A 22,254-nucleotide genomic window follows, 5' to 3' on the forward strand; every position below is an offset into this window, starting at 1 on the left:
GAGCATTGGGTCGTACAGGTAATCTTTCGGTTATTTATAGATAACCGCGGTGCCGCTCATTTTGTCTTTACCGACAGCGGAAGTGATGCTGTAACCAGTTGCGCCAGCAGCAGCCGCTTTCTCAGCCAGTTTGGCTTCCAGGCCATCCAGTGTGGTGGCGCCATCAGCAGAAACTACACCAATTTTATTCATGCTTTGTGCCTGAGTGGAGGAAACTGGCTCGGCAGCGAAAACGCCAAATGACAGGGTAGACAGGGCGATGGCAGCAACAGCAAATTTGATATTTTTCATGATTAATCTCTCGCAGGGTTGTTCTGTTAGTAGTCAGTGTTCTTTAAGAAGACGTTGTTCCGTCGATGTGATAAGTATCACGTTTTTTTTGGTGAGAGAAAATCGAATAGAATTGACGACATCAATCAAAAAAATTGAATGACAAATAACTTATTGAATATTAATAAATTCAGGCGAGGGATTTACAGTTCTTGTCATTGCGCTTTACAGAGAAACCAACAACGGCACATTTTGCCACACAGAGTGCGAAAAAGCGTGCTCGTAAAGGAAATCGTATGCGCTGAAACTTTTGGTAAAGATGAGTCAACGTAGCTGGCTGTCTTTCGAACCTCTGCGATTATATCCTGAAAATGCCGCGCTATGTGAATCTTTATCCTGTTGGCAAGTGATGCACAAGCGTACACCAGGCACGGCCTCACGTCTGGCCTGAGGGATAGGATTGCCACATTCTTCGCATTCATACAGACTTTCCCCGGTCGGTAACTCACCGCGGGCGCGGGCAACAGCATCTTCAATAGTATTGTTGATCTGTTCGTTAACTGCGTCGTCATTTGCCCATCCAGATGCCATATGTACCTCCTGCAGGTGTCTACAGACTAAGTATAGCGAAGATGATGGCTGAAAAACGACCATGCGCCAGCAGTATCAGATTTCAGACCATTCGCGCAGCAGGTTATGGTAGAGATTGAGTAATGACAGGATTTCGTTGCTCTCCCCATGACGTGCCTTCAGGGACTGAATGTTTTTATCCAGTTCAAAAAGCATGGCGCGATTTTTGTCGTCACGGATCATCGACTGGATCCACATAAAGGATGCCACACGAACGCCATGGGTTACTGGCGTGACGCAGTGCAGGCTGCTGGAAGGGTAAAGCACCAGATCGCCTGCCGGAAGCTTCACCGCATGCTGGCCGTAGGTGTCATTAACCAGCAGCTCTCCGCCTTCATAATCATCCGGATTACTCAGGAATAAGGTTGCGGAAAGATCTGTGCGCATCCAGCCGTTCTCCGGATGGCTACGCACCGCACCGTCGACGTGAAAACCGTAGGTCTCGTTGTCCTGGTAGCGATTAAACAGCGGCGTGGAGAGCGTTTTCGGTAGTGCTGCGGCGAAGAAAAGCGCGCTGTTATTTACCGCAGTCTGTACCGCCTGTTGTAAAACGTCGTAGCGTTCACTTTGCGTATTCACCTGCTGGTTGTTTTTAACCTGCGCCCCCTGAGCGCCGGTGGTTGCGCGGCCATCAACCCAGTCGGCAGCGTCCAGTTGTTCGCGAAACCAGGCGACATCCTGCGCCGACAGAATGCCGGGAATGTGGTACATCATCAGTGTTTCTCCTGAAAGTGGGGCTTTCGCCCCACGCGATGGATCAGAAATGCATATTGGCTGTGAGCAGGAAAGTTCTTGGCTCGCCTGGATGATAACGGTATCCACTCTTGTTTATGGAGGATACATAATCGGTGTCGAACAGGTTATAGACGTTTAGCTGGAAATCGAGATTGCGATTCACGCGATAGCCCAGTTTGGCGTCGGCGACCCAGTAACCTTCAGTGTAGGATGGCGTACCCACGGCGCCGTCCGAACCGCGATGCATACTGCCCACGTAGCGAGCGCCCGCGCCAACGGAAACATCGTCGGTTGCCTGATACTGGCTCCACAGCGTGAACGCATGTTCCGGTGTATACGGCAGGGATGAGGAGCCATCCTGAGCAACATTTTTACCGCTGTGGATGGTGGCGCGTTGCTGGGTGTAACCCCCAATAATCTGCCATGCGGGGGTGATGTTGCCTGCTACCGAGAGCTCGTAGCCTTCAACGCGTTTCTTCCCGTACTGGGACCAGGTTCCGTCGTCGTTCTGCTCAACCTCATTCTCAATATCCGTGCGGAAAATTGCGGCGGTTAACAGCAGGCGCTTATCCAGCACCTCCCATTTGGTGCCAATCTCGCTGGTTTTCGCTTTCTGCGGTTTGAAGTCGGTACGGTTTGCGCTGTTACCGCTTCCGCCCTGAGCAAGGGCAAAGTTGCTGCCGCCCGGCGGTTGCTGAGAAACGGCATAGTTAATGTAGACATTGCCGTTATCGGTCAGGTGATACAGCGCGCCCGCTTTCCAGTTCACCAGATTGCCTGATTTGGCAGTATCCACAGTGGTGACCGGGGAACCTTTGGCGACGCCTGTCGGACATGCCACTGCACCACGGCCAGAAGCGCCGCAAGCGGTGGCGCTGTCATATTCAGTGCGGTAATTGTCGAGGCGAATACCACCGTTCAGCTCAAACTCACGGGTAATTTGTAGCGTATCAAAAGCGTATATGCCAAAGGTATCGGTTTGCCCGTTAGCGTTGGCGCCGTTACGCGATAATCCGCCGATATTCACGTCGCTGTTGGGATGATAAATATTAACCGGCGGCGGGGTAATCGGGGCTACGCCATAGTTGGTTTGTGTTTCGCGCGTCAACTCCACGCCGGTGCTGATGTCGTGACCGATGGATCCCGTGTAAAACTTTGAGGTCAGGTTGGTCTGGTTGGTCAGGATTTTGTTACTGACATCTTTGGTATTTGCCAGGCGTGACCATGTCCAGGTGTCGACGCTGCTGGTGGGTTGCGTAATATTAGACGCACCGCCCATCACCGCCGTCATCAGATAATCCTGTTTAATGCGCGACCAGCGGGTGGTGTTGCGAATCGTGGTGCTGTCGCTCAGGTCATGTTCAAAACGCATCGTCGCGGTATCGGTCGTCGAATCGTCGTAATCCGAGTTGGTGCCGTAGAAGTTTTGCGTATCAACTTTTCCTGAATGATTCAGTGCAGACGTCCCTGCGGAAGGCGCGGAGTAACCCGGCAGGCCGATGGTGGGAATGCCTCCATCCGGTGTGTTGTGTTGAGTAACGTGCAGATAGTTCAGATACAGTCGGTTCTCGGTGCCTAAGCCAAAAGCAAGTGAGGGGGCCACGCCGTAACGTTCATTCTTAACATTATCGCGACCGGCATCATGTGTTTTTTCACCCATCAGGTTTAAACGTGCGGCGGTGGTCTCGCCGATAACCTGGTTGATGTCCAGCGTACCACGGCGGAACCAGGCGCTACCGACGCTGGCCGACGCATCGATTCCTGAGTCGGTACGCGGCTGTTTGCTGATCATATTGATAGAGCCAGTCGGTGCGCTACGTCCATAGTCGGTACCGGAAGGACCTTTAATCACTTCGACCTGTTCGGTATTGAAGGTATCGCGCGTGACGCTGCCGATATCACGAACACCGTCGATATAAATACTGTTCGAAGTATCCGCGCCACGCATATAAACCGCATCACCGGTAGTGGAGTTGCCGTTTTCGCCAGCGAAAAACGCGCCAACGCCCGGTACGTTTTTCAGCGCATCGGTCAAATTTGTTGCGCCTTGATCCTTAATCACCTGCTCAGAAATCACCGTCATGGTGCGGGTGGTATCCGCCACCGGGCGGGAGAATTTAGGGTCGGCAGACTGTGTTGGGGCGTACAGCGAAGGTTTGGCCGCTTCAACGACCAACGTATCTTCTTGTTTTTTATCCTGATCGCCTGCTGCGACAGCCTGGGCTACCGGAGACAGGCCAATGCACAGACCGGCAAAAAAAGTCAGTGAATGAAAACTACTGGACGGCAAGTTGCGATTTTTATCCATTTTAATTAATGACTTATTATTTTTTGAGTAGACGGTTTCACTCACGCGAAGGGACATCTCTGTGGATGTTGTACCCTGCAGGTCTCGCGAAAATGAATGTGTAATTGATAATGATTTTAATAATCATTTCCAATCAGTACGACGTTTTAGCATTCATTAATTCAAAAATAAATACATTTATTTACATTGGATTCAAAATGCCAACACATTGATTACAAATTGAGCCGAAAATGAAGTGAACAGCGCGCAGAAAACTGCATTCGGGGCGAATGCAGTTGGGAGAAGGTAGGGGCTACTTATAGATAGTTGCGGTGCCGTACATCTGATTTTTACCGCCAGCAGAATTAACAACAAAGCCTTTTGCCCCTTGCTCTTTCGCTTTCTCTGCCAGCTTGTCTTCGAGGTCGCTCAGGTTAGAGGCGCCGGTAGCGGATACTGTGCCGGAAGCTTGTAGCTGACCGGTAGCTGGGCTGGTGTAGGGCTGTGCAGCAAAGGAGGCAAATGTCATGCCGGTAAGTACGGTAGCGGCAAGTAATGTGAGGCATTTCTTCATGGTGATATCCTCTGAAAAACAACAGGTGTGCCTGATAAGTTTAGGTCGTCAGCGGATGACATTTACCGCAAAAAACTGGTGATGAACTGTCTGTTTTTCGAACAATCAGCAAAGCGTCAAACAGGCGTAAAAAATCAAATTTCCTTGTTGTGTGTGTTTACCGCGTGGCGTTATGCGGGTATCTTACGCCGCTGTTAAAAGGAGAATGCTATGTCCGCCCAGAAACCGGGATTACACCCACGCAACCGCCACAATGGCCGTTATGATCTTGCGACTTTATGCCAGGTTACCCCAGAGCTGACGCAATTTCTCACCCTCACGCCCGGCGGGGAGCAGAGTGTTGATTTCGCCAATCCGCAGGCAGTAAAGGCGCTCAATAAAGCACTGCTGGCGCATTTTTATGCGGTGAAAAACTGGGATATTCCGGACGGTTTTCTGTGCCCGCCGGTGCCTGGTCGTGCTGACTACATTCACCACCTGGCCGACCTGTTGGGGGAAACCAGCGGAACCATTCCGGCAAATGCGAGCATCCTGGACATAGGCGTAGGGGCAAACTGTATTTATCCGCTGATCGGCGTGCATGAATACGGCTGGCGATTCACGGGCAGTGAGAGCAGTAGCGAAGCGTTTAACAGCGCTCAGGCGATCATAAACGGCAATCCGGGGTTAACCCGTGCTATTCGTCTGCGTCGTCAGAAAGATGCTTCGGCAATCTTCAACGGTATCATTCACAAAAATGAGCAGTATGAAGCCACATTGTGTAACCCGCCATTCCATGATTCTGCGGCCTCAGCCCGCGCAGGAAGCGAGCGTAAACGTCGTAATCTGGGGCAAGATAAAGATGATGCGCTGAACTTTGGCGGACAACAGCAGGAGCTGTGGTGTGAAGGCGGCGAAGTAGCGTTCATCAAAAAAATGATCGTCGAAAGCCAGGCTTTTGGCCGTCAGGTTATGTGGTTTACCACGCTGGTTTCTCGCGGCGAGAACTTGCCTCCGCTGTACCACGCATTAACGGATGCGGGCGCGGTGAAAGTGGTCAAGAAAGAGATGGCCCAGGGGCAAAAGCAGAGTCGCTTTATTGCCTGGACCTTTATGGATAACGATCAGCGTCGTCGTTTTATGGCGCGTAAACGCTAAAGCGTTGGCTCGGTTGGCGGCAGCGGTTCGCTTGCCGCAGACGTTGGGCCATACCCTGGTGCAGGCAACACTTGATAGGTCTGTACCGGGGCGCGTATGTTGGCCAGATCGAAGTATTTCTTCACCTGGCTGTCGAGCGCAAAACGTACCGTCCACTGCTTCAGCGGCAAGGTGGTAAACGAGACCCGTAGTGTGAATGCCGTATTGGTTAATCCTACAATCCCGGCAAACGACGGCTCGCCAATAATCAGCCCGCGAATATCATCTTTTTCCATCACCGCAGCAACCGCATCTTTCAACGCCTGATTCGCTTTATCCGCATCCTCATGGCGGTCTACGTCGTAATTGGCGACGACCGATCCAATTCCCCGCACAAAGTTGGCGAAGGTCGTTATCGATGACCAGGGAATGATATGGTACGCCCCGGTGTCCTGACGCACGCCCACAGAACGGATGGACATCCGTTCAACCGTACCGGTGAGTGGGCCAATGGTCACCAGGTCGCCGGTGTTCATGCCATTTTCAAACTGAATAAAAATCCCGGTAATAATATCTTTTACCAGCGTTTGCGAGCCGAAAGAGATAGCCAGCCCCAGCGCCCCGGCCCCGGCCAGTAAGGGGGCGATATTGACGCCGATTTCCGACAACACAATCATGATGGTGATCGTGCTGATAATCACCGCCAGTGCGTTGCGAAACAGTGTCAGCAGGGTGCGGGTACGCGCGCTGGGTAGCGGACGACCGTGGATATCGGAAGCCAGACGATTTTCAATCAGACTGGCAAGGATTGTCCAGCCGATGGCGGAGAAGAATAAAATCAGCGCGATACGGATCAGGATATCCACTGTTTTTTCTCCTGCGCCGTAATGCAGCCAGTTCCAGAAGTCGAACAGTCCCCAAGCACTCAGTAGCAGCATCACCGCAACGCACACCGTCAGGATCCTGGCTATGCTTAACGCTGTCGACAGCCAGCCATTCAGCCGCTTTTGTAGTTCCGGATAGCTGCGCTGGGTGTGTGGCGAAAGGGTAATAGTTTTGGCTATCCAGCGGGAAAACATGCCGGAAACAAAGGCGGCAATTCCAATGATTACCAGGCTGCGCAGCGTAGCGCCCATCATGAATTTCAGGCTGTTGCCCGGATCAAACAGCGAAAAGAAAAACAGCACAATGAAATAAGCGCTGGCCAGCCAATGCCATACCAACGCAAAAGCACGAATAAACAGACTGAAAAAAGCGAGGGATCTTTCCGCCAGATTCAGCAAATGCTGCGTTATCTCTTTCTTGTTTCTGAAAATCAGGTACAGCGCCCATAGCGTGATACACAACATGATGATGACGTTGGCCATCGCGCCGACCTGCACGTTGACCTGATTAGAGATAATGGGTACGGCAACGATAAGCCCGTAGCCAATCAGGCTGCTCAATGAACTCAAACGGCGATTCCAGTAGCGTGCGCCAGCATCCTGAATGTTAAACGGGCGCAGCTCGGCCACCGTTGGGCAAAATATCAGGCGCAAAATGGCCTTGAAGAATTCAATCAGGGCGAAGGCATTGAGAAACAGACTTTGCTGAAAGGCGATCGTGCGACTGCCAGCGTTCATTTTGTCGCTCAGTATCTGCCCGACAAATAATGTCAGCGCCAGCAGAAGCAAATCAATAATGAATGCGCCAACGATCATCGCCGGAAGCTGAAGCCAGTTGCTGCGTTCGCGGTTTTTCCGCCGCGCCCATTGTCCCATTTTGCGATACAACGGTAGCGCGCACAGGCGAACCAGCCAGAAAAAACCGAACACTGACACCGCCAGCATTAAAAAATGCGTCAGAGCATTGGTGAACGTTTGCGGATTAAAGGTCTTATGCGGGGCATCGGTAATATTGCGATAAAGCTGGGCAAAGTGGCTGGAGAGCGCCTCACCGTAGTGGCGGGTGACGTCCGTGACGTTTTCCAGTACCGTTTTTTCTTCCGTTAACGTGGGCGGGACAATGGTTGGCACCGGCTCGGCAGGAGGGGCAGTGGCCACTTTGCGTAACTGACCGATCAGCTCCTGACGCGAGGCGTCATTTTCCAACACATCGGCCAGTGCGCCGTAAGCCGCTTTTTTCTGTTCAATATCCGGCTCTTTCGCCGCTGTGGTTTGCGCGTTGGTTGATGTTGGCGTGGTGACGCCAGGTATCGTCACCGCCTGAGTCGGGAAACTCAACAGACAAACAAAAATGAACAGGATCCCGCGCATGACTCCTCCCATGAGAAAATAAATTCAAAAGGATAAGTATAGATGTCAGGGCGGGAGAGAATTGAAATGAGAGGATTCTGGTGAAAAACCTCCCTTCGGGCGAAGGGAGGCAGAGCTATCAGGATACGTGCTGCAAGAATTCCTGTAAGCGTTGGCTGGGCGGATTTTCAATCAGGGCCTGCGGATTACCGTCTTCGGCAATTCTTCCCTTATCAATGAAAATCAGGCGTGAAGCCACTTTCTCGGCAAAACCGATTTCGTGGGTCACAATCACCATGGTCATCCCTTCTTCCGCCAGATCCTGCATAACTTTCAAAACCTCATGACGCAGTTCCGGGTCAAGCGCAGAGGTTGGCTCATCAAACAGCATCATTTTCGGCTTCACCGCCAGCGCTCGGGCGATAGCCACACGCTGTTGTTGACCACCGGACAGCTCAGAAGGGTAGTGATGGGCGCGCTCGGCCAGACCCACTTTCGCCAGCAGTTCTTTCGCCAGTTTCTCGGCCTGTTCTTTATTCGCCCCGCGTACGCGCTGCGGCCCGAACATGACGTTTTCCAGCGCCGTCAGATGCGGGAACAGATAGAACTGCTGAAACACCATCCCGGCTTCCTGGCGGATTAACCGTTCGTCTACCTTCGGATCGTTCACTTTCAGACCGTCGACGATCAGATCGCCAGAGGTTATCTCTTCCAGTTTGTTAATGCAGCGTAGCAGGGTAGATTTACCGGATCCTGACGGCCCGATAATCACCACTACTTCACCCTGTTGAATGTTCAGGTCAATATTGTGCAGCACCTGGGTTGGACCAAAGTGCTTAGAAACGTTTTTAAATTCAATCACAGGATTTTCATCCTTCTTTCCAGACGACGCAGAATGAAGCTCAGCACCAGCGTTATGATCAGATAGAACACCGCAACGGCGCTCCAGATTTCCAGTGCGCGGAAGTTACCGGCAATGATTTCCTGGCCCTGACGGGTCAGTTCAGCGACGCCAATGACAATAAACAGCGAGGTATCTTTAATGCTGATGATCCACTGGTTGCCCAGCGGCGGCAGCATACGACGCAGCGCGAGAGGCAAAATAACGTGGCGAATAGTCTCTGTGCGTGAAAGTCCAAGGGCAAGTCCGGCTTCGCTGAATCCTTTATGGATTGAGAGCACCGCACCGCGGGTGATTTCCGCAATATAGGCACCGGAGTTGATCATGATGGTGACAACGGCGGCGCTAAAGGGGTCAATGCGTAAATCGTTAAATGCCATTGGTAGAGCGAAGTAAATAAACATTACTTGCACAACGATTGGCGTACCGCGAATGACTTCGATAAACACCAGCGCTACGTGGTTGGCGATCCAACCGCCGAAAGTGCGCGCAAACCCTGCTGCAAGTCCGATTATCAGACCGCCAGCCAGACCGAGGACCGAGATCCACAGGGTCATTTTGGCGCCTTCAATCAAAAGCGGGATGGCGGGCCAGATGGCACTCCAGTCAAACTGCATATGTCGTTCCTGTTACCGTGGTGTAAATATTCAAATGCCCGTTTTGCCGGATGCGCTGGGCTTATCCGGCTTACAGGTCTCAAAAATCCAGGCGTAGGCCCGGTAAGCATCACGCCACCGGGCAACGCTACCGGTTATTATTTAGGTTCAGTACCGAACCATTTTTTGTAGATTTCGTTGTAAGTACCGTTCTCTTTCAGCGTTTTCAGCGCGCCGTTCACTTTCTCACGCAGGTCGTCGCTGCCTTTCGGGAAGGCGATGCCGTACTGCTGGGCTTCCAGTGATTCGCCTACAGCTTTGAACTGACCATTGCCAGCTGTTTTGATGAAGTAAAGAATGTTTGGTGTGTCGTGCAGCACGGCGTCTGCGCGGTTGGTGCCCAGTTCCATATAGGCGTTATCGATGTTCGGGAACTGACGCAGGTCTTTGGTTTTGATATTCGCTTTCGCGTAATCAACGGAACCGGTGCCGCTCTTAACTGCAACGACTTTACCATCCAGATCTTTTACGCTTTTGACGTCGTTGTTATTTGCTTTCACCATCACTAATAGACCGCTTTTGTAGTAGCCATCGGAGAAGTCGATCGCTTTTTTACGCTCATCTGTGATGGTGATACCCGCCAGCGCCAGGTCGACGTTTTTGGTTTGCAGTGCCGGGATGATGCCGCTGAAATCCATTGGTTTCAGTTCATAATCCAGTTTCAATTCTTTGGCGACGGCAGCCCACAGATCCACATCAAAACCAACGTATTTGTCACCCTGTTTGAATTCAAACGGTACAAACGCGGTGTCGGTTGCGACAACCAGTTTCTTATCTGCGGCATGGGAGGACACCGCAAAAGCCAGGGTAAGTGCAGCCAGTGAAACTTTTAATACAGACTTCATAGGATTTCCTTTTATATCCACGGGGCGATCCCCTGCGAGAACATATGGCTTAATGAAAGAATCGTGCCAATTTTGCAACTCATTGTTTTAACAAGAGGGTATCTCGTTTCTCTGCACAATAAGTAGGGCAAAGCGAGTAATTTGCACTGTTTTGGGGCACTCATTTGGTGCGAACCAGCCACGGTGCAAACGGTATGACTATTTAGCGTAAAAATTGTTGATAAAACAATCTTTCGTTAACGATTGTGTGAGGTGATTATTACAAATAATTTACTTTGGAGTGACGAACGATCAATGTTATGCACCATAGATGTGCAAAACCCCCGCCGGAGCGAGGGTTATATAGGTAATTCTTATGTCTGCTGTTACTCAATGTTGGCTTCGATAAACCACAGGAATTTATCGAGGTCGCGAGACGCTGCGGTAAAGATATCTGCGGTATCTTCGTCTTTTGCTTCGCTAATAGCCTTACGTACGCTGTTTGCAACTACGGCATAACGTTCAGCCAGTTCTTTTAAGTGGTCCTGTACGCTATGGATATCCAGCGGGTAACTTTTCAGAGGCGTTTTGCTATTAATAACCTGAGTTGTGCCCAGTGCCACACCGCCCAACTGTACGGCGCGTTCAGCCATTGTGTCGAGGTGATCGGTCAGGGCTGTACGGAAGCCATCCAGCATTTCATGTACCGCAATGAAGTTTGCGCCGCGCATGTTCCAGTGAGCCTGTTTGGTGATCAATGACAGGTCAATAAACTGGATTACTTGCTGATTCAGCAGTTCTACGGTCGCTTTCTTTTCACTATCAGACACATCGTTGCGGGTATAAAGGAGAGCGGATGCTTTTGTTTTTACCAGTTTCGCGGTACTCATATTTTCATATCCTCTTGATAGTTATGTCCCAACTCTTCAACGGAATTAAGTATAGCGCTAAATTTGGATTTTTTTTTCCGGTGTTGCCTATTACTTTAATAGTGAAGAAAGGATAAATATAAAATACCTAGTAAAATCAATGCATTGATTGTTGTGTTTCTTGCGTGGTGTTATTTTTATGTTAATTTTGAGATTAAATGAAATATGCGGATGAGAAAATTATATTTTTTAGAATTATTATCACGCAGATTTACAATTGGATATTCTGCATGATTATGCAAACCATGCAGAATATTACGTGGTTAATTCACGTCGACTTGTTTTATTTGTGGCTCTTTACGAATAGTGAGCGTAGAGCCCATTGATGCGACGATAATGGCACCCAGAGCGAGTGTCTGGATAAGCGTCAGCGTTTCACCGAGGAAGATCATTCCGGAAACCGCTGCCAGGGCAGGTTCCATACTCATCAATGTACCGAAAGTACGCGTCGGCAGGCGCGTCAATGCAATCATCTCCAGTGAATAGGGAAGTGCAGTAGAGAGGACTGCAATGGCCAGGCCTAACGGCAGAATGGACCAATGCCACAGGGCATCACCAGCCTGGATCGCGCCGATTGGCACAAATACCAGTGCTGCAATTAATGACCCTACTGCGACGGTTGCCGGACCGTGTTCCGCCCCGGCTCGCTGCCCGGTAAGAATATAGATGGCCCAGCAGGCACCAGCCCCCAGCGCTAGCGCAGCACCGGTTAAATCGACGTGAGAAACGTCCTGACCTAATGGCAGCAGGAACCACAGTCCGAGTACAGCCAGTGCAACCCAAATGAAATCCACCGGGCGCCGGGATGAAAACAGCGCTACCGCCAGCGGGCCGGTAAATTCCAGCGCCACGGCAATTCCCAGTGGCACGGTCTGGATTGACAGATAGAAGAGATAGTTCATCCCGCCCAGAGACAGGCCATAAAACAGAAGGGGCAGGCGCTGTTCTTTGGCGAATCGCAAACGCCAGGGTTTAAAGAAGACGATAAGGATGAGGGTGCCCAACGCAAGGCGCAACGCGGTAACGCCCGGCGCGCCGACGAGCGGGAACAGCGATTTCGCCAGAGATGCTCCGCTTTGAATGGAGGACATAGCAATTAGCAAAACCAAAATAGGCAACCAGACTGGCGCTTTACGTGACGACCCCGGCATCCTTTCTCCTGTCAAATTATGTCAATAGAAGTAAAACAGCGAGTGTAATGGAAATACACACATGTGGTTGAGTATTCGTTGAAAAAAAAATTGCTCAGTTCCGTACAATGGCATGAAAATGATGGATTAATAATCTGTGTGATTAGGAATAATCTGGATGAATGTGCCATATTGTGCGCGCAATAATGGCATTTTACGTTAGAAAAGTGATGTTAATTGAAAGAGATAGCGGATTTCTGAAATGTTCTGTTACATGAAAGACCCCGTTAGACATCGCTAATCGCAAAGAGTTTCCCATCAATTTTTGGTATATTTAAAACTTAAGATTTACTTGAAGCACATTTGAGGTGGTTATGAAAAAAATTGCATGTCTTTCAGCACTGGCCGCTGTTCTGGCTTTCTCCGCAGGTACTGCTGTAGCTGCTACTTCTACCGTTACCGGTGGTTACGCTCAGAGCGATGCTCAGGGCGCAGCGAACAAAATGAACGGTTTCAACCTGAAGTATCGCTACGAGCAGGACAACAACCCGCTGGGTGTTATCGGTTCCTTCACTTACACTGAAAAAGATCGTACCGATGCTTCTGGCGACTACAACAAAACCCAGTACTACGGCATCACTGCTGGTCCGGCTTACCGTCTGAACGACTGGGCAAGCATCTACGGTGTAGTGGGTGTTGGTTACGGTAAATTCCAGAACGCAGCATCCCCGGCTGACAACCACACCACCAGCGACTACGGTTTCTCTTACGGTGCTGGTCTGCAGTTCAACCCGATCGAAAACGTTGCTCTGGACTTCTCCTACGAGCAGAGCCGTATTCGTAGCGTTGACGTTGGCACCTGGATCGCTGGCGTGGGTTACCGCTTCTAATCACTTCGGTGATATGAAAAATCCGCCTCTCGGGGCGGATTTTTTTTGCCTGCAACATGAGCTGTTAACGAGATTTGGTCTCGAAGATGTCGGTACCAAGGTGGTTGTAGTCCACCTTCTGCAGCTTAAAGTTGGTGATGTACACCGGCCCGGCTTTTTTCTCTGAGATAAAGCGGTAGCTGTTGGTTATTTCTTTTGCGCTAATCCCTGTCCACTGCGAGAAAAAGCTGAGGAAATCATTGGCGGATCGGCGGGCCTTAATCACCCGATGCGCTTTATCATCGCTCGACAGCACCATGAAAGGTACCTGGAAATTCTGCTGGAACTGATCGTCATGCGCCAGGTACTGCACCTCTTTTCCACGCTCTTTAAACGCGAGGCCATGATCGGAGAAATAGACCATCGAGAAGCTGGTACCGCTATTACGTAGCTGATCGTATAGCTGGCGCAGTAGGTCATCCGTTTGCGTCATGGTGTACAGGTAGCAAGACGTCTCTTTTGACTGGACGAAAGTCTCGTACCTACCCTGCGTACGGTCGCAGGCCTGCGGATGTGAGCCCATTAAATGCAGTACAATAAGCTGCGGCTGAGTGCGCTCGGTTGCCAGCACCTGAGCGGTCATCTTCAACAGCGCTTCGTCACGGGTATTTTTATCCGCTTCGAAGTCACCGTTCTTGAGGAACTGAACTTCATCAGCGCGTTTTGCAATGCTGGCGATGGCCGTGTCGTATTCACCAATTTGTCCCTGATTGGAAAACCACCATGTCTGGAAACCTGCTCGGTTGGCCAGGGTGACAAAGTTATCCTGGAACTGGGGCTTATTGTCGACCACCCGATTCAGCGTCAGGCCGAGTGATTTTTGCGTTGAACCGCTGGCAGCAATGTAATCCGCAAAGATGTAGCCGTTAACGGAGCTGGCAAACGGGGTGTTATCCCAGTGACCGCCAAACGCGCCTAACGCATCGCGGCGGGCGCTTTCGCCGATCACCACGACGTAGGTGTGATACTTCGGCTTCACGGCGGTTACGGTCCAACTGTCTTTCACGCTCGACAGCTTCGCCATACGCTCTTGTTCGTCGAGCACTTCGTTGTTATTGACGATCACGTCCTTGGCAAACCGGAAAACCGGATAGCCAGTGTCTTTCAGCTTGAACACGCCGCCCCAGGCCAGGTTTTGTACCGGGGTAACAAAGAATGCGACAACGCTGAACAGCAAACAAACGCTGTCGAACTTGTTCCAGCCACGCTTTTGTTCATCTTTTTTACGACGTACGGCGATAACGCCGAGGGCGAAAATAAATACCCCAACCAGATAACTGTACCAGGGGAAGATGGTCAGGATTTCGGTGGACTCTTCCATATTGGTTGAGTGCAGCGCCAGCAAGGTATTGAAGTTCGGTGAGCCGTAAGCCTGGCCGAACGGAAAGTACATTGCCGCAATCAGCGAGCAAAGGCCAATCAGCACTTTCTGCGCGCGCGGCGCACTGCGCCACAGCAGCATCAATATACAGGTGAAAGCAACGCTATAGAGCAGGCTAAGCGGATAGCCCAGCGCAAGGTTGATCAGCAGAGACTGTAAGAAATAGAGGCCAGTCCACGGACTAATCGCCCGGCTACGAGCAATGATTGAATCTTTGAGGGTTAAATTCATATGCCACTGTTACAAAAACGCCATGTGCTTACCCTGGCGCTAAGGGTCATTGCCTGCCTGAGAGAGCGAGAAGAGGGATAGGGTCCGCATCCGCGAGCCGCAATATACGCAGGGCTGCGAAAAGATAGAGTGTGCGCAAGAGAAGGTCAACTACTACAAAGAAATTGTTTTGCGAGGGACGTGGCAAAACTGACAAAAAGAAGGGTTATTGGGACGAAAACCACCACCGTACCCGGATGACGGCAGGAAAATGAAGCGGCGTACCGCGACGCCGCATTATTTTTCTGAAGGTTTATCCTTCTCTGGTTTGCTGTTAATCATGTCACACAGCATAGAGATCAGCATCAACCGTACTTTAAAGGGAGAGTGGCTAAACACGCGTATACACCTCTTAAATTCATTCATGTAAACCTCCTGACTTCACGATCCCATCAATCCTTGAGGGATGTCTTTATTATATACAGATATAGCACAGGCTATATTATATAGCTATTGCTAAAACGTTAATTTTTTGTGCCCGCGCAACTCTGGTTTACAATGAGTGCTCTCTAATCAGATGCCGTTAACGCGTCACAGTAACGAGGAAGCAGAATGAGTCGTCGCGCAGGTACGCCAACAACAAAAAAAGTGACGCAATTGGTGAATGTCGAAGAACACGTTGAAGGATTTCGTCAGGTCCGGGAGGCGCATCGCCGTGAGCTGATTGATGACTACGTAGAGCTGATTTCCGATCTCATTATTGAGGTAGGTGAAGCGCGCCAGGTGGATATGGCCGCACGGCTTGGGGTTTCCCAGCCGACGGTTGCTAAAATGCTTAAGCGTCTTGCTTCAGTCGGATTGATTGAAATGATCCCCTGGCGAGGCGTGTTTTTAACCGCAGAAGGTGAACGACTGGCTCAGGAAAGTCGGGAGCGTCATCAGATTGTGGAGAATTTCCTGTTGATGTTAGGTATCAGTCCGGAAATTGCCCGTCGCGACGCGGAGGGGATGGAGCATCACGTCAGTGAGGAAACGCTGGAGGCTTTTAGCCGGTTTACGCAACAGCAAGGAACAGGCTCTGAATGAGTTTTCCTTTATTACGCGCCTTACAGCGCGATCGTTTTTTCCAGCTGTTAATCATCGTTGGGGTTGTACTGAGCCTGTTCACGCCATTTACACCCCGGTCGTGGCCGGGAGCGATTGACTGGCACACAATTATCACGCTCAGTGGCCTGATGTTACTGACCAAAGGCGTGGAGCTAAGCGGTTACTTCGATGTGTTAGGGCGCAAGATGACCCGCCGTTTCAAAACAGAGCGTCAGCTGGCGATATTTATGGTGCTGGCAGCGGCGTTGTTGTCGACGTTTCTGACCAACGATGTTGCGCTGTTTATTGTTGTTCCGCTGACCATCACTCTGAAAAAATTGTGCGCTATTCCGGTGAATCGCCTGATTATCTTTGAGGCGCTGGCGGTTAACGCCGGATCGTTGCTAACGCCAATAGGCAATCCACAAAACATTCTGATGTGGGGACGCTCAGGCTTATCGTTTACCGCGTTTACCTGGCAAATGGCGCCGCTTGCGGGGGCCATGATGCTGACGCTGGTGGTGCTGTGCTGGTTCAGTTTCCCGAATAAAGCGTTGCATTATCATACCGGTACGCGCGCACCTGACTGGCAACCGCGTCTGGTGTGGGGCTGTCTGGTGTTGTATATCATCTTCCTTGCAGCGCTGGAGTTAAAACAAGAGCTGTGGGGTCTGGCGATTGTGGCGGCAGGGTTCATGGTGCTGGCTCGCCGCGTGATCCTCAGCGTAGACTGGACGCTGCTGTTGGTGTTTATGGCGATGTTCATTGATGTGCACTTGCTGACGCAGCTTCCGGCCCTGCAGGGGACAACCCACCAGATTGGCGCGCTTTCAGCGCCGGGACTTTGGCTGACCGCCATTGGCCTGTCGCAGTTTATAAGTAATGTGCCCAGTACGATTTTGCTGCTGAACTACGTCCCGCCAACGCTGCTTCTGGCCTGGGCGGTCAATGTGGGCGGCTTTGGGCTGTTGCCAGGATCGCTGGCGAATCTCATTGCGTTACGGATGGCAAACGACCGCCGGATCTGGTGGCGTTTTCATTGGTATTCGGTACCGATGCTGATATGGGCGGCGCTGGTGGGTTATGGTTTGTTGCTAATGATGTAATTGATGTGGTGTGCCGGATGGCGGCTGGCGCCTAATCCGGCCTACAGTGTTGGTAGGCCCGATAAGCGTAGCGCCATCGGGCATATATAGCAGATTAGTTCAGGCGAACCGGCATACCAGAACGGTTCTGTACTGCCTGCTCAACGACGGCCTGATCGACGTCAGGCTGACTGGTGATGCTGGTAATGCTCTTGGTCAGGGTAATCGGTACAATTTCCCCGCCTTCGAACTGTGCTTCAGTCGTAGACAGCGGGTTATGTACTTCGATGTAACGGCTACCGTCTGGTTCGGTAGTGGCTTTTACCGGCTCATCAATAAACTGTACACGGGTGCCGACCGGCACATTTTCAAACAAGAATTTGATGTCGTCGTTACGCAGACGTACGCAACCGTGGCTGACACGTAAGCCGACGCCGAAGTTAGCATTGGTACCGTGGATAGCATACAGGCGACCGATATACAGCGCGTACAGTCCCATCGGGTTATCCGGACCAGCCGGAACAACGGCTGGCAGCGGCTCGCCTGCAGCGCGGTATTCCGCATGCATTTTCGCCGTTGGCGTCCAGGTTGGGCCTGCTTTTTTACGTTCTACTTTGGTGGTCCAGTTGATTGGCGTGTCTTTGCCCAACTGGCCGATACCGATCGGCAGAACAATGACGGTGTTGGTGCCTTTCGGGTAGTAGTACAGACGCATTTCAGCGCTGTTGATAACAATACCTTCATGCACGGTATCCGGCAGGATCAACTGCTGAGGAATGTTCAGCACGGTGCCGCCTTTCGGCAGGAAGGTATCCACGCCCGGGTTGGCTTCCAGCATGTTAGACAGACCCATCTGATACTCTGCCGCAAAATACTCCAGCGGTTGGGTGTTGCCTTCAGGAATAGTAATGACCTGGTTTTGGCCAATCAAACGGCTACCATCGGTCGGCAGCGGGTACGTGACGGCTGAAGCGGTATTACAAAAACCAACTATTGCGAGTGCCGCCGCGAAAAGCGTTGTTAATTTCATATTCATATTCATGTATGCGAGATTCAGTGCCAGGCAGGCTAGTGGGTTGAGATTTATGTAGTGTTGGGCACACATTATATGTGCAATCTGAGCAACAAGGAATTCGGATGTGTACTAAATCACATTTTTTTCCTTTTGGTTTCACTTTATCCCTTCCGCATGAAGACGCGATCTTCTTGCAGACTTATGGCATAATAAGCGGTTTGTCACATATTTCTTTCTCTTTCAGGATACGCCAGTGTTAGTTTCCAGCAACGTCACCATGCAGTTCGGCAGTAAGCCGCTGTTTGAAAATATTTCCGTCAAATTTGGCGGCGGCAACCGTTACGGCCTGATTGGCGCGAACGGTAGCGGTAAATCCACTTTTATGAAAATTCTCGGCGGCGACCTCGAACCGACGCTGGGTAACGTTTCCCTCGATCCTAACGAGCGCATCGGTAAGCTGCGTCAGGATCAATTCGCCTTTGAAGAATTCACCGTGCTTGATACCGTGATCATGGGTCACGCTGAGCTGTGGGAAGTGAAGCAGGAGCGCGATCGCATTTACGCCCTGGCTGAGATGAGCGAAGAAGACGGCTATAAAGTTGCTGATCTCGAAGTTCAGTATGGCGAAATGGACGGCTACTCTGCGGAAGCGCGTGCGGGTGAACTGCTGCTGGGCGTAGGTATTCCGGTAGAACAGCATTACGGCCCGATGAGCGAAGTCGCGCCCGGCTGGAAGCTGCGTGTGCTTCTGGCGCAGGCGCTGTTCTCTAACCCGGACATTCTGCTGCTCGACGAACCAACGAACAACCTGGATATCGACACCATTCGCTGGCTGGAGCAGACGCTGAACGAGCGTGACAGCACCATGATCATCATTTCGCATGACCGTCACTTCCTGAATATGGTCTGTACACACATGGCGGATCTGGACTATGGCGAACTGCGTGTTTATCCGGGTAACTACGACGAATACATGACGGCGGCAACCCAGGCGCGTGAACGTCTGCTGGCCGATAACGCCAAGAAGAAAGCACAGATTGCCGATCTGCAATCCTTCGTCAGCCGCTTTAGCGCCAACGCTTCTAAATCTCGACAGGCGACCTCTCGTGCGCGTCAGATTGATAAGATCAAGCTCGACGAAGTGAAAGCGTCCAGCCGTCAGAACCCGTTCATCCGCTTCGAACAGGATAAGAAACTGTTCCGTAACGCGCTGGAAGTGGAAGCGCTGGCGAAAGGTTTTGATGAAGGTCCGCTGTTTAAAAACTTCAACCTGCTGCTGGAAGTAGGGGAGAAGGTTGCCATCATTGGTGCCAACGGCGTGGGTAAATCCACCATGCTGAAAACGTTGGTTGGCGATTTGCAGCCGGACAACGGTACCGTTAAGTGGTCTGAAAACGCCCAGGTGGGTTACTACGCGCAGGATCATGAATACGAGTTTGAAAACGATCTGACCGTCTTCGAATGGATGAGCCAGTGGAAACAAGAAGGCGATGATGAGCAGGTTGTGCGCAGCTTCCTTGGCCGTCTGCTGTTCAGCCAGGACGATATCAAGAAACCTGCAAAAGTGCTCTCCGGTGGAGAAAAAGGACGCATGCTTTTCGGTAAGCTGATGATGCAGAAACCGAATATCCTGGTCATGGATGAACCGACCAACCACCTGGATATGGAATCTATCGAGTCGCTGAACATGGCGCTGGAAATGTATCAGGGCACGTTGATCTTTGTTTCTCACGACCGTGAGTTCGTCAGTTCCCTGGCGACCCGCGTGATTGAGATTACGCCGGAACGCGTGATCGACTTCACCGGCAACTACGAAGATTACCTGCGTAGTAAAGGTATTGACGGTTAATTTACCCGTCGTCTTTCGTGTTACAGGTGTGTTGGCTGCACCTGTTCACCCCGGTCACTTACTTATGTAAGCTCCCGGGGATTTACAGGCTGGTCGCCTTCCTGTAACGCGAAATACTTAGGGAAAATTGCGTAAGCTACATATTAAATAATCCCCAGCGCGCGTTTACCGTGGATATTCAAATCCTCCAGCGTGAAGCGTCCTTCCCAGTTAGTTTCATAATCCTCTCGCGGGAAATCACTCGGCGATGTGCCTTTTTCCAGCGCAGCTTTCACTTTGTGGGCGTAGGCCAGATTTTTTTCGCACATCGGGGCGGCAGGGATATACATAACGTTACCCCAGCCCTGCTGATTTTCTACAGGTGCGACGGAGTGAATCACATCGCAATGCCACCACACGGAGTCTCCGGCGTCCAGTTGTGGAATGCTGGTTAGCGCTTCAATCAGCAGCGGATGCCATTGTGCGGAAATCGGCAGGACTCTGCCGGGCGCTACGCCGCAAAGCTCATCTTCCGGCACATCGTCAAGCAATGGGCGTAACAGCACATACGCCATCGCTTCAGGAATCGGAACCACGTGCAACAATCCCTGACCTGGCAGCATATCGGACAACGCAGTCCAGCCCTGGAAGGTGCGAAATACTGAACATTTGGTGGTGTTATCCACCGTGTACTCTTCTACTTCGGTGCGATGCGCAGCCTGCCACGGATCGTAATCTGCCAGCTTGCCATTGAAAACATGAGCAAATACCTGCTGATACGCAGGCAGCAGCCAGCGTTCCAGCGCGCCGGAATCCGTATGCGCTCCCAGCCCTTTGGAGGTGGTTCCCGGCGGACGGCGGCGTATACGGTCAGGGTAGATAACGCTGACATCCGGGTTAAACCATTGTTTACCTTCGCTTGAAAATGTCCAAAGACGATTGAGGAACGACTGGGCATTGGCCATTTCTTCACTTTGGCGGGCCTGCATCTGCGCCGGGGACCAGTAAATGGGGTAGATTTCAGGTCGCGATGCGCTCAGGGTGCCGAAGAAGTTATCGCCCGGCCCTTTGTAGACGTCATCAAAATGGTTGCGATCCAGGTAATCGAGCATCGACTGATCCCATGCCAGCGCCTGTTCGCGGGGGAAATGCCCTTTAATGACTGCGCATCCGCGACGCTTAATTTCTTCACGCTGCTCTGCACTCACGCGACCCGCTTTGATATCCGCATAGGACAACACAGGCCATACCGGGGAGCCTTGCGCTTTGAGAGCGTTGATTTCCGCCACGCGGGTGGCAATGGCATCGCTCAGCTGATTGAAGATCAACTGAACATCCCCAAGCTGTGCCCGCAGTTGCTGTTTCATCTGACGGATTGCCGCTTTGTGATCGGCGGGCAACGTGTCGCTGGTAAAAGTAAAAGCCATAACCACCTCGCATTAACTTTCATTCGAAACTAAATTTAATTACAAGTGACAATATAAGTTAAAAATTAGTTAATGCAAGTTTAAAAACCTGCTGGTGTGAGCAAAATAGAAAAAGAGTGAAAACCGGGATGAGGGATACCCCGGTTGGCAGGATCAGACGTTAAAAGGTGAAGTGTTATCCAGCACTGCCTGAATTACGTTCAGCGCGCCTTGATGGTTATTGTCATCGGTCTGATAGCGGGCAATCGCTTTGATGCTCTCTGCCGCATTGGCCATGGCGAAAGAGTAGTGCGCCATCTTCAGCATTTCCGCGTCATTGCCACTGTCGCCAATGGCGACCACGTTTTGCGGTGACAGGTTCCAGCGTTTTAGCAGACGGCTGATTCCGTTGGCTTTATGTAAGCCCGGAATGATCAGGTCGATAAACCCAAAGCCGCTGGTGACGGGCTTCATAATGCCGTCTAGAGCAGAATGAAGGTGATCGATAACCAGCGGGATCTGTTGGTCCGGTAAATTCAGCGAGAACTTGAACAGCACATCGTCGATATCCTGATAATCCTTGACGGGTTTCAGACGATGGTAGTGTTTTGCCATCAACGCGACAAAGGACTCTGGGGCATTTTCGCTCACGTAGGCGCTTTGCAGTCCACAGGCCACAAAGTTGAGCTGCTTATCTTTGAGCAGTTCGCCAATGACAATGCGTGATTCGTGGCGCGTAAGTTCGCCGTGAAACAGCTGTTTGCCATGTTCAAACACCAGCGCCCCGTTCTCGGCGACAAAAGAGATCTCATCTTTGAGCTGCGGGAAAAAGGAGATCAACTGGTAATACTGGTTGCCGCTTGCCACGACAAATTCAATATCTCGTTTCTTCAGTTCCTGATACTGCGCCATAAAGCGTGCACGATCGTATTGCTTGGCGTCGTCGAGAAAAGTTCCGTCCATATCGGTGACGATAACTTTGATGGTCATATATGCTCCTGGCTCATAACTGCGACCAGAAACATTTT

Annotated in this window: 21 protein-coding genes; 5 read left to right on the top strand and 16 right to left on the bottom strand. The window is 51.2% G+C overall.

Translation table 11 applies throughout. The features are described 5' to 3' along the window. Window positions 1-30 precede the first annotated feature (30 nt). The 5 genes from ybiJ to mcbA all read right to left on the bottom strand — a co-directional run bounded on the left by ybiJ (window position 31) and on the right by mcbA (window position 4,496). Entirely contained in the window at window positions 31-291 is a 261-nt protein-coding gene (ybiJ, locus tag C2U41_RS04855; protein WP_003035231.1) for a DUF1471 family protein YbiJ, read from the bottom strand. 303 nt (window positions 292-594) lie between these two features. Next, the gene (locus C2U41_RS04860; RefSeq protein WP_003035233.1) at window positions 595-861 is read right to left on the bottom strand and encodes a DksA/TraR family C4-type zinc finger protein; all 267 of its coding nucleotides are present in this window, start codon (window positions 859-861) and stop codon (window positions 595-597) included. Window positions 862-936: 75 nt separating this feature from the next. Beyond that, window positions 937-1,614, bottom strand: coding sequence for a PKHD-type hydroxylase YbiX (gene ybiX, locus C2U41_RS04865; RefSeq protein ID WP_049016245.1), 678 nt, complete (start codon window positions 1,612-1,614; stop codon window positions 937-939). Between the two features lie 43 nt (window positions 1,615-1,657). Next, a complete protein-coding gene (locus C2U41_RS04870; protein WP_103848341.1) occupies window positions 1,658-3,943 on the bottom strand; it encodes a catecholate siderophore receptor Fiu in 2,286 nt (761 codons plus the stop codon). Between the two features lie 292 nt (window positions 3,944-4,235). Then, the gene (gene mcbA, locus C2U41_RS04875) at window positions 4,236-4,496 is read right to left on the bottom strand and encodes a DUF1471 family periplasmic protein McbA (RefSeq protein WP_003035239.1); all 261 of its coding nucleotides are present in this window, start codon (window positions 4,494-4,496) and stop codon (window positions 4,236-4,238) included. 210 nt (window positions 4,497-4,706) lie between these two features. Between mcbA and rlmF the strand changes: the two genes are divergently transcribed. Then, window positions 4,707-5,633, top strand: a complete 927-nt coding sequence (rlmF, locus tag C2U41_RS04880) for a 23S rRNA (adenine(1618)-N(6))-methyltransferase RlmF (protein WP_003035241.1) — start codon at window positions 4,707-4,709, stop codon at window positions 5,631-5,633. On the opposite strand, the gene ybiO is transcribed toward rlmF, so the two are convergent. The 6 genes from ybiO to rhtA form a co-directional block, all read right to left on the bottom strand. After that, window positions 5,630-7,867 carry a mechanosensitive channel protein gene (gene ybiO / locus C2U41_RS04885; RefSeq protein ID WP_103848332.1) on the bottom strand — a complete coding sequence of 746 codons (2,238 nt, stop codon included), beginning with the start codon at window positions 7,865-7,867 and terminating at the stop codon, window positions 5,630-5,632. The genes rlmF and ybiO overlap by 4 nt on opposite strands. A gap of 118 nt (window positions 7,868-7,985) precedes the next feature. Beyond that, window positions 7,986-8,708: a glutamine ABC transporter ATP-binding protein GlnQ gene (gene glnQ, locus C2U41_RS04890; protein ID WP_003035246.1), complete on the bottom strand. Its 723-nt coding sequence runs from the start codon at window positions 8,706-8,708 to the stop codon at window positions 7,986-7,988. Then, window positions 8,705-9,364, bottom strand: a complete 660-nt coding sequence (glnP, locus tag C2U41_RS04895) for a glutamine ABC transporter permease GlnP (protein WP_003035248.1) — start codon at window positions 9,362-9,364, stop codon at window positions 8,705-8,707. The genes glnQ and glnP overlap by 4 nt, the downstream gene beginning before the upstream one ends. Window positions 9,365-9,501: 137 nt before the next feature. After that, window positions 9,502-10,248: a glutamine ABC transporter substrate-binding protein GlnH gene (gene glnH / locus C2U41_RS04900; RefSeq protein WP_003837002.1), complete on the bottom strand. Its 747-nt coding sequence runs from the start codon at window positions 10,246-10,248 to the stop codon at window positions 9,502-9,504. Window positions 10,249-10,613: 365 nt separating this feature from the next. Beyond that, on the bottom strand, window positions 10,614-11,117 hold the full coding sequence (gene dps, locus C2U41_RS04905; RefSeq protein WP_003035253.1) for a DNA starvation/stationary phase protection protein Dps: 504 nt from the start codon (window positions 11,115-11,117) through the stop codon (window positions 10,614-10,616). Between the two features lie 302 nt (window positions 11,118-11,419). Further along, complete coding sequence (gene rhtA / locus C2U41_RS04910) at window positions 11,420-12,307, bottom strand: threonine/homoserine exporter RhtA (protein ID WP_003845428.1); 888 nt, start codon at window positions 12,305-12,307, stop codon at window positions 11,420-11,422. Window positions 12,308-12,660: 353 nt separating this feature from the next. Here rhtA and ompX point away from each other — a divergent pair, with 353 nt between their 5' ends. Then, window positions 12,661-13,176 (top strand): outer membrane protein OmpX, encoded by a 516-nt coding sequence (gene ompX, locus C2U41_RS04915; RefSeq protein WP_003035257.1) that lies wholly within the window; start codon window positions 12,661-12,663, stop codon window positions 13,174-13,176. A gap of 64 nt (window positions 13,177-13,240) precedes the next feature. Here the strand turns inward: ompX and C2U41_RS04925 are convergent, their stop codons facing one another. Further along, window positions 13,241-14,827, bottom strand: coding sequence for a phosphoethanolamine transferase (locus C2U41_RS04925; RefSeq protein ID WP_103848333.1), 1,587 nt, complete (start codon window positions 14,825-14,827; stop codon window positions 13,241-13,243). A gap of 276 nt (window positions 14,828-15,103) precedes the next feature. Next, the gene (gene mntS / locus C2U41_RS04930) at window positions 15,104-15,232 is read right to left on the bottom strand and encodes a manganase accumulation protein MntS (protein WP_003035262.1); all 129 of its coding nucleotides are present in this window, start codon (window positions 15,230-15,232) and stop codon (window positions 15,104-15,106) included. A gap of 186 nt (window positions 15,233-15,418) precedes the next feature. Here mntS and mntR point away from each other — a divergent pair, with 186 nt between their 5' ends. Further along, the gene (gene mntR / locus C2U41_RS04935) at window positions 15,419-15,892 is read left to right on the top strand and encodes a manganese-binding transcriptional regulator MntR (RefSeq protein ID WP_103848334.1); all 474 of its coding nucleotides are present in this window, start codon (window positions 15,419-15,421) and stop codon (window positions 15,890-15,892) included. After that, window positions 15,889-16,998: an anion transporter gene (locus tag C2U41_RS04940; protein WP_103848335.1), complete on the top strand. Its 1,110-nt coding sequence runs from the start codon at window positions 15,889-15,891 to the stop codon at window positions 16,996-16,998. Before mntR ends, C2U41_RS04940 begins: the two co-directional genes overlap by 4 nt. A 94-nt stretch (window positions 16,999-17,092) precedes the next feature. On the opposite strand, the gene ldtB is transcribed toward C2U41_RS04940, so the two are convergent. After that, window positions 17,093-18,013 (bottom strand): L,D-transpeptidase, encoded by a 921-nt coding sequence (gene ldtB, locus C2U41_RS04945; RefSeq protein ID WP_103848342.1) that lies wholly within the window; start codon window positions 18,011-18,013, stop codon window positions 17,093-17,095. Window positions 18,014-18,245: 232 nt separating this feature from the next. Here ldtB and C2U41_RS04950 point away from each other — a divergent pair, with 232 nt between their 5' ends. Further along, a complete protein-coding gene (locus C2U41_RS04950) occupies window positions 18,246-19,841 on the top strand; it encodes an ABC-F family ATPase (RefSeq protein ID WP_003035269.1) in 1,596 nt (531 codons plus the stop codon). A gap of 143 nt (window positions 19,842-19,984) precedes the next feature. Here C2U41_RS04950 and C2U41_RS04955 read toward each other — a convergent pair whose 3' ends face one another. Beyond that, window positions 19,985-21,247, bottom strand: coding sequence for a DUF1479 domain-containing protein (locus C2U41_RS04955; RefSeq protein ID WP_103848336.1), 1,263 nt, complete (start codon window positions 21,245-21,247; stop codon window positions 19,985-19,987). A 153-nt stretch (window positions 21,248-21,400) separates the two neighbouring features. After that, window positions 21,401-22,216, bottom strand: a complete 816-nt coding sequence (locus C2U41_RS04960) for a Cof-type HAD-IIB family hydrolase (protein ID WP_044701108.1) — start codon at window positions 22,214-22,216, stop codon at window positions 21,401-21,403. Window positions 22,217-22,254: the final 38 nt, after the last annotated feature.

The organism is Citrobacter freundii complex sp. CFNIH4 (assembly GCF_002934505.1).
In the GTDB taxonomy this organism is placed as follows: domain Bacteria; phylum Pseudomonadota; class Gammaproteobacteria; order Enterobacterales; family Enterobacteriaceae; genus Citrobacter; species Citrobacter freundii.